A 15435-nucleotide genomic window follows, 5' to 3' on the forward strand; every position below is an offset into this window, starting at 1 on the left:
GAGGTCGAGCGACTTATTAATGGAATACGAGTTTTTCTGGAGCAATGTGCAGAAGTTAGGCTTGTCGATAGAGCAGGCGCTCGCAGCAGAGTGCTGCGAGTTGCAAATGAAAGTCTGTTTTGTGAAAGCTGCACCGCAGCACAATGCACCATGGCGAGTGTCCGGTTTGGGCCGCTTGACCTTTTGGGTCGAACGGGCAATCATGTTGTCGGCCTAACGCGTAGGCCGGTGTGCCCGCCATGCGAAGCAAAGCAACGCGACTTATTTTTTTTGGATACCATGCCGCTGGCGGGGTCCGATAAGCAGCGGGCACCTTTTCGGATCCGGTTCGGATATGGATCATGAAACCGACATACTACCTTAAGAAACTGAAAGAACTGTCTAAACGCTACGCGCGAGCTAAACAGGTACCTCTTCACAAAGCCCGTGATACGGTTGCCGAGGTTCTAGGCTTTTCACACTGGAACGACGTTACTAAGGCACATAGAGCCGGTTGGACCCCAACAAAGGAGCATGTCTCTGCCGTTGAAAACTTGCTCGTCGAAGCGCTGCCGGGCGATGAAGCTGGTGGACCCGAATTTGGGTCATTCTTTGCAAACTCACTCTTCGAGACAGATGTTCAATACGGTACCATTGATGGGCACGAATACACTATCTCAGCTTCAATGGGCGACGTACAAATGCATGGGATAGGTTGGTGCCTTCATGTGCCGGAAGCTCCAAATGGAGAACCTCGTCTAGAGATCGCAAAGCAGATTGAGCATGAGGCTCCAGTCCACGCAACGGCATTTCAGCAAGAAGCGCTCAACATCTCCGTCAAGCGTGCAGAACAGGTTCGTGCGGGGATCGCATCAGATTGGCCAAGACGTTCCACCAAGCCTGACAAAGACGGCCTGGTCCGTCATCCCCTACACGGCGATGATTCCAGTAAGTGGTTCTGCTTGCATTGTGACGCTTCGATAACCGGCGAACAGATTGCCAAGAGTCTTTGGCATTGCCCACGTTGCGATGCTTCTCCCCTTGATATCTTCAACAGTCCTTGGTGGCTTGAAGGACAAGATAGAAAACCGGAGCCAATTGCTGACAACGAGCTACTTGGGAGGCCTGAGCTAATCGTAGATGTTCTGGATACACGCCTGAAGCTGGAGCTCGATGCAGAAAAGGTGACTTTATTGATACGAAGCGCTCTCGTTGAGGATGCCTCGAACGTAAGCGAACGGTTGGGGGCTTTGTTTGCCGATATCTTTGTTCATGACGACAACGATGTATGCATTACTTTTGATGAAGACCTTTGGCCGGAACATAAGGAACCTGTTTCAGCATTCGCAGTTGCCGCTCAACTCGGAATAAATGTTGATCTAGAGCTTTGTCTGCGGGAGTTGCCCTTCGCTTGGCCAGGGTTGGGTGAGCACACTAAGAGCACCGTTGAGTACACCGAAATGATGCTTAGCGCCTACGCCAGCCAACGGGCTGACAAAGAGGTCGAATGAGGAACGACCACTAGAATACAGGTTGCAGGGAGTGTCTCTGCAGCCTGCCACAAGCGTGTTCGATGATCTCCCGGTTTCGAAACTACAGCGAATGACCGGAATGCGGACTGCGACTGCAGCATAGAAACAGCAAAATCAACGGCAGCTTAGGGCCGCTGCGTGCCCTCACCCTATCGGGCAGTGCCTAGGGGGATCGAGAAGGGGGCCATGGCGAATGGTCCCCTCGGGGGTGCCTCAAATCGACCCGGGCGAAGGCGGGCCGACATCCCGCGCGTAAGACGCGCCGAGTGGAGCGAGGGTAGGTGCGGCCTGCTCTGGCACACGGCGAGAGGCGAGAGATTTTCTTAACTGTTGCTTGCGAAACACGTCTGGAACATCGGCGCTACTGCTTCCGCAGTGCTTCCATCACATTTAACCACCTGCGATGCGACAGGCTCATATGCCAGTAACGCATTGATTTAATGTGAAAAACTGGCTCCGGCGGTAGGGATCGAACCTACGACAAATTGATTAACAGTCAACTGCTCTACCGCTGAGCTACGCCGGAACTGAGGGCGATATAGCAAGGGTCTTATGGGGCGTCCAGTGGGGGAAACCGGAAAATTTCAATCAGGGTGAAAAAGGCTGTCGGCGCGGATTGGGCCGGGGGTGGTGATGTGGGCGCGGGTGTGGAGGTCGATGAGGTGAGCCAGCACGTTGCGGGCGGCGGCTGGAAGCAGGGCGGGGGCCACGTCGGTGTAGATGTGGCGGGCGAGGCTTTCGGCGCACGCGGGACCGATGCTGCGCAATGTCTCAAGGATTTGCGCCTCACGGGTGCGGCGGTGTTCAATAAGGGCGGTGCAGCGCGCTTGGGGCTCGGTCACCGGGTCGCCGTGGCCGGGGTAGTAGATGCGGTCCGTGCGAGCCGCCAGTCGGGCGACAGAGGAGAAGAACGCGGTCATGTCGCCATCGGGCGGAGACACCAGCGACGTGGACCAGCCCATGACCAAATCGCCCGAGAACAGCGCGTCGCCCCAAGCGAAGCTAAGGTGATTGGCCATGTGGCCGGGGGTTTCCAGCACGGTGATTCCCTCGATCACGTCGCCTTCGGATATTTGCTCGTCGGGGGTGAAATCCGCATCCACCCCTTCACCGCCGCCCACACCGTCGCCCAAGGCGGCCATCACCGGGCTTTTGCCCCAGTCTGAAGGCCCGGCGGCGAAGATGCGCGCGCCACTCGCCTCGGCCAAGGGGCGGGCGAGGGGGGAGTGGTCCAAATGGGAATGGGTCACGAGGATTCTTGCCACACGTTCTCCGGGGCGCAAAGCGGCCAGGATGGCATCCAGATGCGCGGGCTCGGAAGGGCCGGGATCAATCACGACAACCTCACCCTCTCCAACGATATAGGTATGGGTGCCGGTGTAGGTCATCGGAGACGGATTGTTGGCCGTCACCCGGCGCAGGCCCGGCTCCAGTGTTTCGCTTTGCATGATCGGCCCTGTCCCGCTTAGATACATCCCATGACACCTTCGGCTTGGATCAAACGCTTCTTGCCCCGTAGCCTTTACGGGCGTGCGGCGCTGATCCTGATCGTGCCTGTGGTCACGATCCAACTTGTCGTCAGTTCGGTCTTTCTGCAACGCCATTTCGAGGATGTGACGCGACAGTTGACCAACGCGCTAAGCCTTGATTTTAACCTCGTGCTGGACACGCTGGTGGAAGAGGGGCGCGAAGCCGCCGAGGCGCTGGCGTTGGATTTGGAGATTGAGTTTACCAACTCACCCCCTGTCATGTCCGACGATTGGTATTTCTACGATCTCTCGGGCGTTGTGGTGATCGAGGTGCTGCGGGACCGGGTGCCCGGTGTCATGGCGGTGGACCTGCGCAGCAATGAACGGCTCGTTTCTGCGGTGGTGGAGGTGGCGGGCACGGACATCGGGCTCAGCACCTCACGGCGTCGTGCGTCTGCTGCGGCACCCCACCAATTGCTGGTGATCATGGTCGCGACGGGGGTGTTGATGACCTTGGTGGCCTACCTGTTTTTGCGCAACCAATTGCGCCCGATCCGCCGCTTGGCACGGGCGGCGGAAGATTTCGGCAAGGGGCGCAACACGCCGTATTACCCGTCCGGGGCCACAGAAGTACGCTCGGCCGGGCGGGCATTTCTGGATATGCGAGGCCGGATTGAGGGCTACCTTGAACAACGCACCTTGATGCTGTCGGGCGTATCGCACGATCTGCGCACGCCTCTGACACGGATGCGACTGGCGCTGGGGATGATGGACGACGGCGCGGACCGCGATGCGTTGATCCAGGACGTGGACGAGATGCAGACCTTGGTTGCGACGTTCCTTGATTTCGTGCGCGGCGATGCTTTGGATGATCCAGAGCTGGTCGATCCCCTCGCGCTGGTGCGCAAGATCGTGGAGAACGCGCAAAGGGCAGGGGGAGACGTGAGCCTTGATATGCCCGACGCGGTGGAGGCTGTTTTGCTTCGGCCCATCGCCGTGCAGCGGGCTGTGACAAACCTTGTTTCTAACGCTTTGCGTTACGGTGGGCGCACGGCGGTATCTGTCGCGGTGATGGAGCGGACCTTGCGCATCACGGTGGAGGATGCGGGCCCCGGTATCCCCCCCGAGTTGCGAGAGGAGGCGTTGCGCCCGTTCATTCGGCTCGATTCCGCACGCAACCAGAACCAAGGGTCCGGCGTCGGGCTTGGGCTGGCCATTACCCATGACATCACCCGCCGCCACGGCGGGTCTTTGGCGCTTGGGGAAAGCGCCTATTTGGGCGGGTTGCGGGTGGATCTGACGCTGCCGCGCTAGGCGTTGCGGGCGTGGTGCCTAAATCACATAGCTAAAACTTAGGGTTTGGGTCCAATGTGTTAGCGGTCTACCTTTGACGGATCAAAACATAGGAACAGGCAATATGATGATGAAGATACTCGCAACGGCGGCCACCGTTACACTCTTGTCCAGCGTCAGTGCGATGGCGCAACAATGCCCCGCGTTGGGCACCACCGGAAGTGTCGCAGAGATCGACGGATCATCCTTGAATCGCGGTGTCAGCGCCGAGGTGATCGCCGGGACGCAATTTGACGCTTGGGATTGCGAGGCTATCCACATGGTTGGCTATATGAACGTGGCTCCGACCCTGACGATCCACCTCACCAACGCCTCTACCCGTGGTTTTGAGGTTGTGGCCGAAAGTGATTGTGATCCCACGTTGCTGATCGAGCTGCCCACCGGGCAAGTCGCCTTTGACGATGACAATGGCGCAATCGGCCGGGGCCTTGATGCTGCGATTCCTCTGCCGGCTATGGGCGACGGCACCTATAACATTTGGGTGGGATCGTATCGGAACAGCTATTGCCTCACGACCTTGCGGATTCGGAACCGTTAACGCTCGCTCGGCTCGCGGCTTTGCAGCGCGCCGTTTCCACAGAAATTCGGGGCGTTTGGTAGGCCCGGCAGGACTTGAACCCGCAACCAAAGCGTTATGAGCGCTCTGCTCTAACCAATTGAGCTACAGGCCCCCGATGGCCGCAGGACTAGCAGAGCCTTTGGCCACTTTGAAGGGCCAATGGCACCGCAATGGGTGTGGGAGTGAATCTTGCAAAGCAATCGCTGTACGGGACCGTCCGAAACGGGTTGTTACGCCGCTTGATCGGCGGCCATCGCCCGCAAATGATGCTTCATGTTCTTGCGACGAGCGTGGATACCATAGACCTCTAGAAACTGCTCTGGGGCGGCTTCCCCTTTGACTTCGGCAATCGCCTCTAGGGCGCTGCGACCATGGGTCTTGTGTTTCCACAGCGCACCGATGGCGTGATAATGGGCCACTTTCTGGGCCTGCCCCTCACCATTGCCGTGGCCTTGGATGTTGAAATTCATGTGCTGGCCCATGATTTGGACGGGCTGGCCGCGCAAGTAGCCCAAGATAGGCAAGGTGAATTGGTCGATGTTGGAGCGGGCATAGTCGCGCTTGACTTCACGCTCAAAATGCATCGCAGCGCCAAGCCAATCACGGCCGAACTCCAGCGACACGCCGTCATCGGTTCGCTCGCGGAACACCAGAACGCCAGCGTTGAAGTAGGGCACCGACATCAACTTGCGCCCGCCGCTCAGTTGCACCCTCTCCTCGGGGACGGGCAGCTTGAACGCGGCGTAATAGTCTTCCCAATCTTCCTTCGTTCCCGTGGAGGACGCGTAATCAGACACACAGGCCGCCACCAGCCCGTCGCCCAATTCATCGGCAAATTCCACAGGCTCGGTCAGCACGGTGTCGGTATCAAGGAACACTGACACGTCGCAATCGCGCGGGGTGGCTGCGGCGAGGATCTTGTTGCCTTGGGGGTAGGGGGCCAGCCAAGGGGCGTGGCCGCCGTTGGTATCTGGGATCAGGCGGATTTCGACATCGCTAGCGTCCAACACGCTGACGGTGAAATCCTGCATCTTGTCCCGGTAGTCTTCCCGCACATAGGCCACGGCGCGTTGATGCGGCATCAGATGACGTTTCAGGGTCGCGGCCAGCAACGTGGCCTGCGCCTCCAGTCTTTCACCATCGACAATGAAAAATACTTCTGTGGAGGGGTTACGTTTCATGCCGGGTGCCTCGTCTTTTGTGGTCTTTTTTAACCGATATGAGGCTATTTTGTCTAAAATTGGGCAGATGAAGGGACAATCCACCGAGAACGGTGGGATTGTTGCGCCCGTGCAAGGGTTGCCAAGGTGCGGATGTCCATAGACGGGGCGCCGACAGGCTGATAACTGAGCGGCGTCTGCGAGAAGGGGCCATCACATGAGCGACAAGAAAACGGACGCGCTGACCTATGCGGCAGCTGGCGTTGATATCGATGCCGGGAATGCACTGGTTGACCGGATCAAACCCGCCGCCGCCGCCACAACACGGCCCGGCGTCATGGCTGGTCTCGGCGGCTTTGGCGCTCTGTTTGACTTGAAGGCTGCGGGCTACACGGACCCGGTTCTGGTCGCGGCCACCGACGGTGTCGGCACCAAGCTGAAGATTGCCATTGATACCGGAAACTTCGACACGATCGGTGTTGATCTGGTCGCGATGTGCGTGAACGATTTGGTCTGCCAAGGGGCGGAACCGCTGTTTTTCCTCGATTATTTCGCGACGGGCAAGCTGGACGTCGATGACGCCGCGCGCATTGTGGAAGGTATCGCGGCGGGCTGCTCGGCCTCGGGCTGTGCGTTGATCGGCGGTGAAACTGCTGAAATGCCCGGCATGTATGCGCCCGGCGACTTTGATCTTGCGGGCTTTTCCGTGGGCGCGATGGAGCGGGGGCAAACCCTGCCTGCCGGCGTAGAGGAGGGCGACGTTCTGCTCGGCCTCAGCTCGGACGGGGTGCATTCCAACGGCTATTCGCTGGTACGCCGCATTGTGGAACGCTCGGGCCTTGCATGGGACGCACCTGCGCCCTTCACTGACGCCCCCTTGGGGGAGGCGCTGTTGGCCCCCACGCGCCTTTACGTGAAACCAGCGCTCGCCGCGATCCGCGCGGGCGGGGTGCATGCTTTGGCCCATATCACCGGCGGTGGCCTGACCGAGAACATTCCCCGCGTCCTTCCCAAAGGTCTCGGCGTTGATATCGACTTGAGCGCTTGGCCCTTGCCGCCGGTGTTCGGCTGGTTGGCGCAAGAAGGCGGGATGGAAGAGGCAGAGCTTCTGAAAACCTTCAACGCGGGCCTCGGCATGGTCTTGGCCGTCTCTGCCGAGGCGGTGGATGGGCTGACGTGGACCTTGCAAGAGGCAGGCGAAAGCGTGCACCGCATCGGCACCGTCACGGCAGGTGAGGGCGTGCGCTACTCGGGTTCGCTTCTTTGAGCAAACGGGTCGCAATCCTGATTTCGGGCGGCGGCTCCAACATGGTGTCGCTGGTCCAATCCATGACCGGCGACCACCCCGCGCGGCCCTGTGTTGTGGTGTCCAACGTGCCCGGTGCGGGCGGGTTGGCGAAGGCGGAAGGGCTTGGGATTCCAACGGCTTGCGTGGACCACAAACCGTTTGGCAAGGACCGCGAAAGCTTCGAGAAGGCGTTGAACGACGTATTGCACGCCCACGCGCCGGATATCATCTGCCTGGCGGGTTTCATGCGCATTCTGACGCCCGATTTTGTGGCGGGGTGGGAAGGGCAGATGCTGAACATCCACCCGTCTTTGCTGCCGCTCTATAAGGGGCTCAACACCCATGCCCGCGCGATTGAGGCGGGCGATGCGCAGGCCGGATGCACGGTACATGAGGTCACCGCCGCCCTTGATGACGGCCCTATTCTGGGCCAAGCGCGCGTGGATATCGCGCCGGATGACACGCCCGATACCTTGGCCGCGCGTATTCTGCCGTTCGAGCATCAGCTCTACCCCGCGGCACTGCGGCGCTTTGCAAACGGCGAGCGAACGCCAATTCATCTGGGGTAAATCACAGGCATTCCACGCCTTGCCGTGCGAATTTAGCGCATCGCCTTTTCATCCGTGCGCCACTCCTCTACACCAAAGAGACCCCTTTTCTGGATGAAGAACACCCTCACGTGCCGCATACAATCACGACGACCCAAGCCCTGGCCGACTATTGCGCCCGCGCCGCAACACAGCCTTATGTCACTGTAGACACTGAATTTTTGCGAGAGCGCACATATTTCGCGCAGCTTTGCTTGGTGCAGGTGGCCCTTCCGGGAACCGACGATAGCGACGCGGTGTTGATTGATCCTTTGGCCGACGGGATCTCGCTTGAGCCGCTTTATGATTTGTTCCGCAACCCCGATGTGGTGAAGGTTTTTCACGCGGCGCGGCAGGACTTGGAAATTTTCTTCGTGGAAGGCGGCCTCGTGCCCGCGCCCTTGTTCGACACGCAGGTCGCCGCGATGGTCTGCGGCTTTGGCGATCAGGTGGGATACGAGACCTTGGTGCGGCGGATTGCGAAGTCCGATCTCGATAAATCCTCTCGCTTTACTGATTGGTCCCGGCGGCCCTTGTCCGACGCGCAAAAGACCTATGCGTTGGGCGATGTGACCCACCTGCGCCAGATTTACGAGCATCTGTCGGCAGAACTGGCCAAGACCGGGCGCACCCATTGGCTGGAAGAGGAATTGGCGCAGCTGACCAATGCGGATAACTACGTGGTCGATCCAGAAAACGCGTGGAAGCGTCTGAAACTGCGTACAAATTCCGGCCGCACCGTGGCAATCGCCCGAGAGCTTGCCGCCTTCCGCGAAACCTATGCACAAGAAAAGAACGTGCCGCGTAACCGGGTCTTGAAGGACGATGCGCTGCTGGAACTGGCGGGCACAAAGCCCAAGTCGGTTGCCGACCTGAGCAAGTCTCGGCTGCTACTGCGCGATGCCCGCAAGGGCGCAATTGCCGAAGGGCTGGTCGCCGCAGTCGCACGCGGCATGGCTGTGCCCAACAGCGATATGCCCAAGGTCGCGGCGGGGCGGGATCGGTCCAGCCTCAACCCCGCATTGGCGGATTTGCTACGGGTCTTGTTGAAAGCCAAGGCGGAAGAGGCTGGTGTGGCGACGAAGTTGATCGCCTCGTCCAGCGATTTGGACGACATTGCCTCGGGCTATACCGATGGGGCGTGGTCGTCGGGGTGGCGCCAAGAGGTCTTTGGCGCCGATGCGCAGCGGCTTCTGAATGGAGAGATCGCGCTGTCGGCCAAGGGCCAGAAGGTCAAGATCGTCGCGGCCTGACGTGCCGCGACGCGACGCAGGGCTTAGCGGCGCCCGACCGAGCGGCGGTTGTTTTGCGAGATCACAGTGATCGTGCGGATGCCCGCCAATTCACCAACGGTGAGCTCAGCTGCTACATCAATTTGTTGCAGGCCCGCTATGGATTGACCCAAGGGCGGCGCGGTACGGAACTCATAAGCGATGACCGTGTCCGTCACCTCAACCAGCACCAATTCAGCATCGTAGTGCCCTTGCGAAGGCATGATGCCCTGAGCGCGGACAATGGCGCCCGAGGTCGTTTGCTCGACCGAGAGCTGCGTGACCTCGGCCACAAGGCTGCGCCCGTCGATGATCGCATTTGCACCCACCGCATCGGGGTCCAGTGTGACGCGTTCTTCGCGATCGCCGCCAAACCAGTTGAGCGGATTGATCCGGCTATCACAGGCCGTAAGGGACAATATGGCAGAGACAACGACGATGGCGCGCAACATGGCAAGGACCCTCTGAGATTAGCTTGTGGTTGTGCGTAAACGATCCGAGGCGGGTTGGAAACCCGGGCGATGACGGCGGCCCTTTACGGCGTGCCCGGAACGCCCTACCTCAGAGCGGTGAACAATAGCCTACCGGAGCCGCGAAATGGCCAGCGAAGCCTTTGAAGAGATCGCCGAAACCTTTGAATTCCTCGACGATTGGGAAGAACGCTATCGCCATGTGATCGAGCTTGGCAAAGCAATGCCAGCGATGGATGACGCGGTAAAAGTGCCGGCGACCAAGGTAGATGGCTGTGCGTCGCAGGTGTGGATCATGCCCCGGATCGAGGGGGAGAAGTTCGATTTTCAGGGCGACAGCGATGCGATTATCGTGCGCGGGCTGATTGCGGTGCTTCACGCGCTATACAGCGGAATTTCGGTGCGAGAGGTTTTGGAGGTTGATGCACCTGCCGAACTGGCGCGGCTGGGGCTGGACGAGCATCTGTCCTCGCAGAGGTCCAACGGGGTGCGGGCGATGGTAGAGCGTATTGGGCTGCTGGCAGCGGAAAAAGCGGGCGGCTGAGCGGGCTGACGGGCCGGGATTGAGTTGTATTTGCCAAGATGAAGGGGAGGCGTGGCACCCGGCGTGGTGAGGTCTTTCTTGGAGAGATGAAGGAACGGAAAAGGCCGCCCCGGTTGGGAGCGGCCTTTGTTTAATTTGGGGTGTGATTAGCGGTCTTTGATATCGACGTAATCGCGGGCCGTTTCGCCGGTGTAGAGCTGGCGAGGGCGGCCGATCTTCAGGGCGGGGTCGCCCAGTTGTTCTTTCCACTGAGAAATCCAGCCCACGGTCCGCGACAGGGCGAAGATCGGGGTGAACATCGAGGTGGGGAAGCCCATCGCCTCGAGGATGATGCCGGAGTAGAAATCCACGTTGGGGAAGAGCTTTTTCTCGGAGAAGTAGGGATCTGCGAGGGCTTGCTTTTCCAGCTCCATGGCGACTTGCAGGAGGGGGTTATCCTCCACGCCGAGCAGTTCCAGAACTTCATCCGCGGATTGCTTCATCACCGTGGCGCGGGGATCGAAGTTTTTGTAGACGCGGTGGCCGAAGCCCATCAGGCGGTAGCTGTCGTTCTTGTCCTTGGCGCGGGCAATGAATTCAGGAATGCGGTCAACGGTGCCGATTTCCTTGAGCATTTCCAGGCAGGCTTGGTTTGCACCACCGTGAGCGGGGCCCCAGAGGCAGGCAATGCCAGCTGCGATGCACGCGAAGGGGTTTGCCCCGGAGGACGACGCCAGGCGCACCGTGGAGGTGGAGGCGTTTTGTTCGTGGTCGGCGTGGAGCGTGAAGATACGGTCCATGGCGCGTTCGAGGATGGGATCGACGATATATTCTTCGGCCGGAACCGCAAAGCACATGCGCAGGAAGTTCGCCGCATAGCTGAGGTCGTTGCGGGGATACACGAAGGGTTGGCCGATCGTGTATTTATGGGCCCAAGCCGCGATCGTCGGCATTTTGGCGATCAAACGATGAGAAGCGATTTCACGCTGGCGTTCGTCGTTGATGTCGGTGCTGTCGTGGTAGAACGCGGACATGGCGCCAACGACGCCAACCATGACGGCCATGGGGTGCGCATCGCGGCGGAAGCCCCGGAAGAAGTTGGCCATCTGCTCGTGCAGCATCGTGTGGTGGGTGATGGTCGTCTCGAACTTTTCCAGCTCGGCCTCGGAGGGCAGGTAGCCGTAGAGCAGCAGGAAGCAGACTTCGAGGTAGTGGGACTGAGCGGCCAGTTGGTCGATCGGGTAGCCACGGTGCAGCAGTTCACCTTTGTCGCCGTCGATGAAGGTGATCGACGATTCGCAGGCCGAGGTAGAGGTGAAGCCCGGGTCGTGTGTGAACACGCCCGCTTTGCCATAGAGCTTGCCGATGTCAACGACATCGGGGCCCGCCGTTGGCGTGTGAATTGGCAGATCGACGGTCTGTCCATCAATGGTCAAAGTGGCGGTTCTGGTGTCGGCCATGGTCGTCCCTTCGTAAGGCGCGCGCGGCGGGATGCCGGCGGGAAGTTGGGGGCTTAGGAGAGAGTCCTCCTAAACGGCGGTTGGGACGACCGGAGCAAGTCCGGCATCCCCAAAAGAGGCAGCCCCCCGCGATCAGGAGAGGGAGGCGGCTTCGTCAAGGCGGGCGATTGTTTCGTCCCGGCCGATGACAAGCATCATATCAAACACACTGGGCGATACTGTGCGCCCGGAAAGCGCCGCGCGGAGCGGGCCTGCCAGTTTGCCGAATTTCAATCCGTGGGATTGCGCGGCGGCGTTCAGGACGCCTTCTAGCGTGTCTCGTGTCCAGCTATCATTCTGCAACTGCGCAGTCAATTCCCGCAGTATACCACGGGATACCGGATCGAGGGCGTTCACGGCCTTTTCATCATACTCAAATGGGCGATTCTCCATTACAAACCGCCCCTTATCGAGAAGATCAGGCAGAGATTTCGCCCGATCCTTGAGGCAATACATCGCACGGATCAGCCCATCATGCTGCGCCTGCGAAAGCTCAGACTGGCCTGTGAGTTTTAAGAAATCGTTGATCTGGGCCACCAAATCCGCGTCATCGGTTCGTGCGATGTGCCAACCGGTGACGTTGGCCAGCTTTTTCATATCCAGACGTGACGGCGATTTGCCGATGCCGTCCAGATCGAACCATTCCAGCGCCTGTTCGTCCGTAAACAACTCATCATCGCCATGGGACCAGCCAAGGCGCGCAAGGTAATTGCGCATCGCGGCGGCGGGGATACCCATTTCAGCGTATTCCATTACGCCCGTGGCACCATGGCGCTTGGATAATTTTTTGCCGTCATCGCCGTGGATCAGGGGAATATGGGCCCAAACCGGTTCGGGCCAATCCATCGCCTTGAAGATCTGCACCTGCCGCGCGGCGTTGTTGAGGTGGTCATCACCCCGGATCACATGGGTGATGCCCATGTCGTGATCGTCCACCACGACCGCATGCATGTAGGTGGGCGTTCCGTCCGAGCGTAGCAAGATCATATCATCGAGCGTCGCATTTTGGATTGTCACGTCGCCTTGGACTTCGTCGCGGATCACGGTGGTGCCTTCGCGCGGGGCTTTCAGGCGGATCACATAGGGGGCGTCGGGGTGGTCTGTGGCGTCGCGCCAAGGGGAAAGGAACAGGGTCGAGCGGCCCTCGGCCTTGGCGGCGTCCCGGAAGGCCGCGATTTCTTCTTGGGTCGAGAAACACTTGTAGGCATGGCCCGCGGCCAGCATTTGTTCGGCCACTTCGCGGTGACGGTCGGCGCGTTCAAACTGGCTGATCGCCTCGCCATCATAGTCGAGGCCAAGCCACGCCAACCCATCAAGGATCGCTTGGGTCGCCTCGGGGGTGGAGCGGGCGCGGTCAGTGTCTTCGACACGCAGCACAAACTTGCCGCCTCGCGCACGGGCATAGAGCCAGTTGAACAACGCCGTGCGGGCGGTGCCGATGTGCATGTAGCCGGTGGGAGAGGGGGCGATACGGGTGACGATTTGCTGAACGTCTGACATGAAGAGAACCTTTCCGGCCCCTCGGGTGGGCCGCGCGCGTTAACCTTTTGGCAACCATGTTCTGGCACCGTTGAGGCTAGGTATCTTGGGCGGTTGATCCCGGCAAGGGCCGGGCAAGAGAAGGCGGATGATTTGATCTTAGGCGCGGTGAACGCGGTCCAGCAGGGCCAGAGGGGTTCGTTGATGCCGTGGTCCGCTGTTGCCCTGGGCCTTGGCGTGGCGCTTTATTTTTCCCTGAGGGTGGAGCCGGGGCCTTTGGCCTATGGTCTTGTGGTCTGTGGTGGCGTGCTCTGCGCCATCGTGGGCCTGCGTCGTCGAGAAGTTTGGGGGCCCTTGGCCATGACCGCCGTTCTGGTGGCTTTGGGTTTTTGCGTTGCGGGTGCACGGGCTCATTGGGTTGCGGGGCCGGTGATAGATTTTCGCTACTACGGCGCGATTGAAGGGCGGATCGTAGGGATTGACCGATCCTCCAGCGACGCGGTGCGGCTGACGTTGGATCACGTGCGGCTGGACGATGTGCGCAATACGCCCCGGCGGGTGCGTATCGCGTTGCACGGCGATCAGGGGTTCATGGAGCCGCTGCCCGGTGCCATCATTTTCACCACTGGCCATCTGTCCGGCCCCAATGGTGCGGCAGAACCCGGAGGGTTTGATTTTCAGCGGCACGCTTGGTTCCAATCCATCGGCGGGGTTGGCTACACGCGCTCTCCGGTGTTGTTGTTGTCGCCGCCCGCCGATGGGGTGGCGCCGCTGTTCAGCTTACGGATGCGCATGTCGGCGGCGATCCAAGCGCAGATACCGGGACAGGCGGGGGCCTTTGCCGCGGCGGTGCTGACCGGAGACCGCTCGGGCCTGTCGTTGACCTCCATCCAAGATATGCGCGACAGCAATATCGCGCATTTGTTGGCGATATCGGGCCTGCACATGGGCCTGTTGTCGGGTTTCGTCTATGCCGCCCTGCGCGTGTTTCTGGCACTGATCCCGCCCGTAGCGCTGCGCTATCCGATCCGCAAATGGGCTGCGGTGGCGGCACTGGCTTCGGGTGCGTTCTACCTTGCCCTGTCCGGCGGCAATGTCGCGACGGAGCGGGCCTTCATCCAGATCGCCGTGATGTTCACCGCCGTGCTTCTGGACCGCCGCGCCATCACTTTGCGCTCCGTCGCCATCGCGGCGATGATCGTATTGCTTCACCGACCTGAAACCCTGATGTCGCCGGGCTTCCAGATGTCTTTCGCCGCCACCACGGCCCTTGTGGCCGCCTTCACCGGGCTGCAAGGCGCGGAGTGGATGCGTAATTGGCCGGGGTGGGTGAAGGGCGCATGGGGGTTGTTGACCTCTTCGATCATTGCGGGCGGCGCGACGGCCCCCTTTGCGGCGGCGCATTTCAACCGCTTGGCGGTATACGGGTTGGGGGCGAACCTGCTGACGGTGCCGGTCATGGGCTCGGTCGTTATCCCGGTGGCAGTGCTTGCGCTGATCCTTGCGCCTTTCGGGGCGGCGGGGTTTGCCTTCTGGATCATGGAATACGCGTTGGACTGGATCTTGGGCGTGGCAGATTACGTCGCCCGCTTGCCGGGGGCTGTGCGTATGGTGGCTAATCCACCCGCCGCTGTGCTGTTGCTGATCGCCGTGGGCGGGATCGGCCTGTGCCTATGGAACGGCAGGGGCCGGTGGCTGGCGCTGGCCCCCATCGCGCTAGGGTTGGTGCTGTGGCAGGGCAGCACGCGGCCGCATGTGTTGATCTCTGAGCCGGGGGGGCTTGTGGGTATCCTCTCGGCTCAGGGCCGCGCGTTGAGCCGCCCGCGCGGCGACGGTTTCGTGGCTGGCATCTGGCTGGAGAATGATGGCGACCGGGCCAATCAAGCGGATGCTGCAAGCCGCCCGGCTTGGACCGATACGGACCCCGGCGCTTTGGCGATGATTGGCGACTTCAGCCTTTGGCACGGGACGGGTCGCGCGGCCTCCAGGCTTGTGGATCAGGCCTGTGCGGCCCACGATCTGATCGTGGTGAACGTGCCGCCCGAAGACCCCGGCGCGGCGGTGCAGCGGGCCGAGCGGGAGACGCGGCGATACCTGACAACCCCCGACGCCCCCGTGCCGGAAGGTTGCTTGCTTCTGACGCCCCGAACGCTGCGCGACACCGGGGCGATTGCGGTGTCCTTGGTGGATGGCACGCTTCAATTCGATACCGCCAGCCGCCATCAAGGGCGACGCCTCTGGTCGCGCTGATCTATTGCTGGAACCT

Annotated in this window: 14 protein-coding genes and 2 tRNA genes; 9 read left to right on the forward strand and 7 right to left on the reverse strand. The window is 60.5% G+C overall.

The window, feature by feature from the left end; all coding sequences use genetic code 11:
• Positions 1-19: 19 nt before the first annotated feature.
• Positions 20-217 carry a hypothetical protein gene (locus tag K3728_07980; GenBank protein ID UWQ97143.1) on the forward strand — a complete coding sequence of 66 codons (198 nt, stop codon included), beginning with the start codon at positions 20-22 and terminating at the stop codon, positions 215-217.
• A 124-nt stretch (positions 218-341) separates the two neighbouring features.
• Positions 342-1490: a hypothetical protein gene (locus tag K3728_07985; GenBank protein ID UWQ97144.1), complete on the forward strand. Its 1149-nt coding sequence runs from the start codon at positions 342-344 to the stop codon at positions 1488-1490.
• 472 nt (positions 1491-1962) lie between these two features.
• Here K3728_07985 and K3728_07990 read toward each other — a convergent pair.
• Both K3728_07990 and K3728_07995 read right to left on the reverse strand, forming a co-directional pair.
• A tRNA-Asn gene (locus K3728_07990) sits at positions 1963-2037 on the reverse strand.
• Positions 2038-2095: 58 nt separating this feature from the next.
• A complete protein-coding gene (locus K3728_07995) occupies positions 2096-2959 on the reverse strand; it encodes an MBL fold metallo-hydrolase (GenBank protein UWQ97145.1) in 864 nt (287 codons plus the stop codon).
• A gap of 30 nt (positions 2960-2989) precedes the next feature.
• Between K3728_07995 and K3728_08000 the strand changes: the two genes are divergently transcribed.
• Both K3728_08000 and K3728_08005 read left to right on the forward strand, forming a co-directional pair.
• Positions 2990-4294: a HAMP domain-containing protein gene (locus tag K3728_08000; protein UWQ97146.1), complete on the forward strand. Its 1305-nt coding sequence runs from the start codon at positions 2990-2992 to the stop codon at positions 4292-4294.
• Positions 4295-4397: 103 nt separating this feature from the next.
• Complete coding sequence (locus K3728_08005) at positions 4398-4871, forward strand: hypothetical protein (protein UWQ97147.1); 474 nt, start codon at positions 4398-4400, stop codon at positions 4869-4871.
• Between the two features lie 56 nt (positions 4872-4927).
• On the opposite strand, the gene K3728_08010 is transcribed toward K3728_08005, so the two are convergent.
• Both K3728_08010 and K3728_08015 read right to left on the reverse strand, forming a co-directional pair.
• Positions 4928-5004 (reverse strand) — tRNA-Ile (locus K3728_08010).
• A gap of 118 nt (positions 5005-5122) precedes the next feature.
• Positions 5123-6073 (reverse strand): hypothetical protein, encoded by a 951-nt coding sequence (locus tag K3728_08015; GenBank protein ID UWQ97148.1) that lies wholly within the window; start codon positions 6071-6073, stop codon positions 5123-5125.
• Between the two features lie 196 nt (positions 6074-6269).
• Between K3728_08015 and purM the strand changes: the two genes are divergently transcribed.
• From purM to rnd, 3 genes are all read left to right on the forward strand, one after another.
• Positions 6270-7319 carry a phosphoribosylformylglycinamidine cyclo-ligase gene (purM, locus tag K3728_08020; protein ID UWQ97149.1) on the forward strand — a complete coding sequence of 350 codons (1050 nt, stop codon included), beginning with the start codon at positions 6270-6272 and terminating at the stop codon, positions 7317-7319.
• The gene (purN, locus tag K3728_08025) at positions 7316-7909 is read left to right on the forward strand and encodes a phosphoribosylglycinamide formyltransferase (GenBank protein UWQ97150.1); all 594 of its coding nucleotides are present in this window, start codon (positions 7316-7318) and stop codon (positions 7907-7909) included. Before purM ends, purN begins: the two co-directional genes overlap by 4 nt.
• Positions 7910-8019: 110 nt before the next feature.
• Positions 8020-9180, forward strand: a complete 1161-nt coding sequence (gene rnd / locus K3728_08030) for a ribonuclease D (GenBank protein ID UWQ97151.1) — start codon at positions 8020-8022, stop codon at positions 9178-9180.
• A 23-nt stretch (positions 9181-9203) separates the two neighbouring features.
• On the opposite strand, the gene K3728_08035 is transcribed toward rnd, so the two are convergent.
• Complete coding sequence (locus K3728_08035; GenBank protein UWQ97152.1) at positions 9204-9650, reverse strand: hypothetical protein; 447 nt, start codon at positions 9648-9650, stop codon at positions 9204-9206.
• Positions 9651-9795: 145 nt separating this feature from the next.
• Here K3728_08035 and K3728_08040 point away from each other — a divergent pair, with 145 nt between their 5' ends.
• Positions 9796-10212: a SufE family protein gene (locus K3728_08040; GenBank protein ID UWQ97153.1), complete on the forward strand. Its 417-nt coding sequence runs from the start codon at positions 9796-9798 to the stop codon at positions 10210-10212.
• A 146-nt stretch (positions 10213-10358) separates the two neighbouring features.
• On the opposite strand, the gene gltA is transcribed toward K3728_08040, so the two are convergent.
• Together gltA and gltX are read right to left on the reverse strand one after the other, a co-directional pair.
• Positions 10359-11651, reverse strand: a complete 1293-nt coding sequence (gltA, locus tag K3728_08045; protein UWQ97154.1) for a citrate (Si)-synthase — start codon at positions 11649-11651, stop codon at positions 10359-10361.
• Positions 11652-11783: 132 nt separating this feature from the next.
• Positions 11784-13190: a glutamate--tRNA ligase gene (gene gltX / locus K3728_08050; protein UWQ97155.1), complete on the reverse strand. Its 1407-nt coding sequence runs from the start codon at positions 13188-13190 to the stop codon at positions 11784-11786.
• Positions 13191-13322: 132 nt separating this feature from the next.
• On the opposite strand from gltX, the gene K3728_08055 reads away from it, so the two are divergent.
• Positions 13323-15419 carry a ComEC family competence protein gene (locus K3728_08055; protein UWQ97156.1) on the forward strand — a complete coding sequence of 699 codons (2097 nt, stop codon included), beginning with the start codon at positions 13323-13325 and terminating at the stop codon, positions 15417-15419.
• The last annotated feature ends 16 nt before the right edge of the window (positions 15420-15435 follow it).

The sequence above is a fragment of the Rhodobacteraceae bacterium M385 genome (genome assembly GCA_025141835.1).
Lineage (GTDB): Bacteria > Pseudomonadota > Alphaproteobacteria > Rhodobacterales > Rhodobacteraceae > Gymnodinialimonas.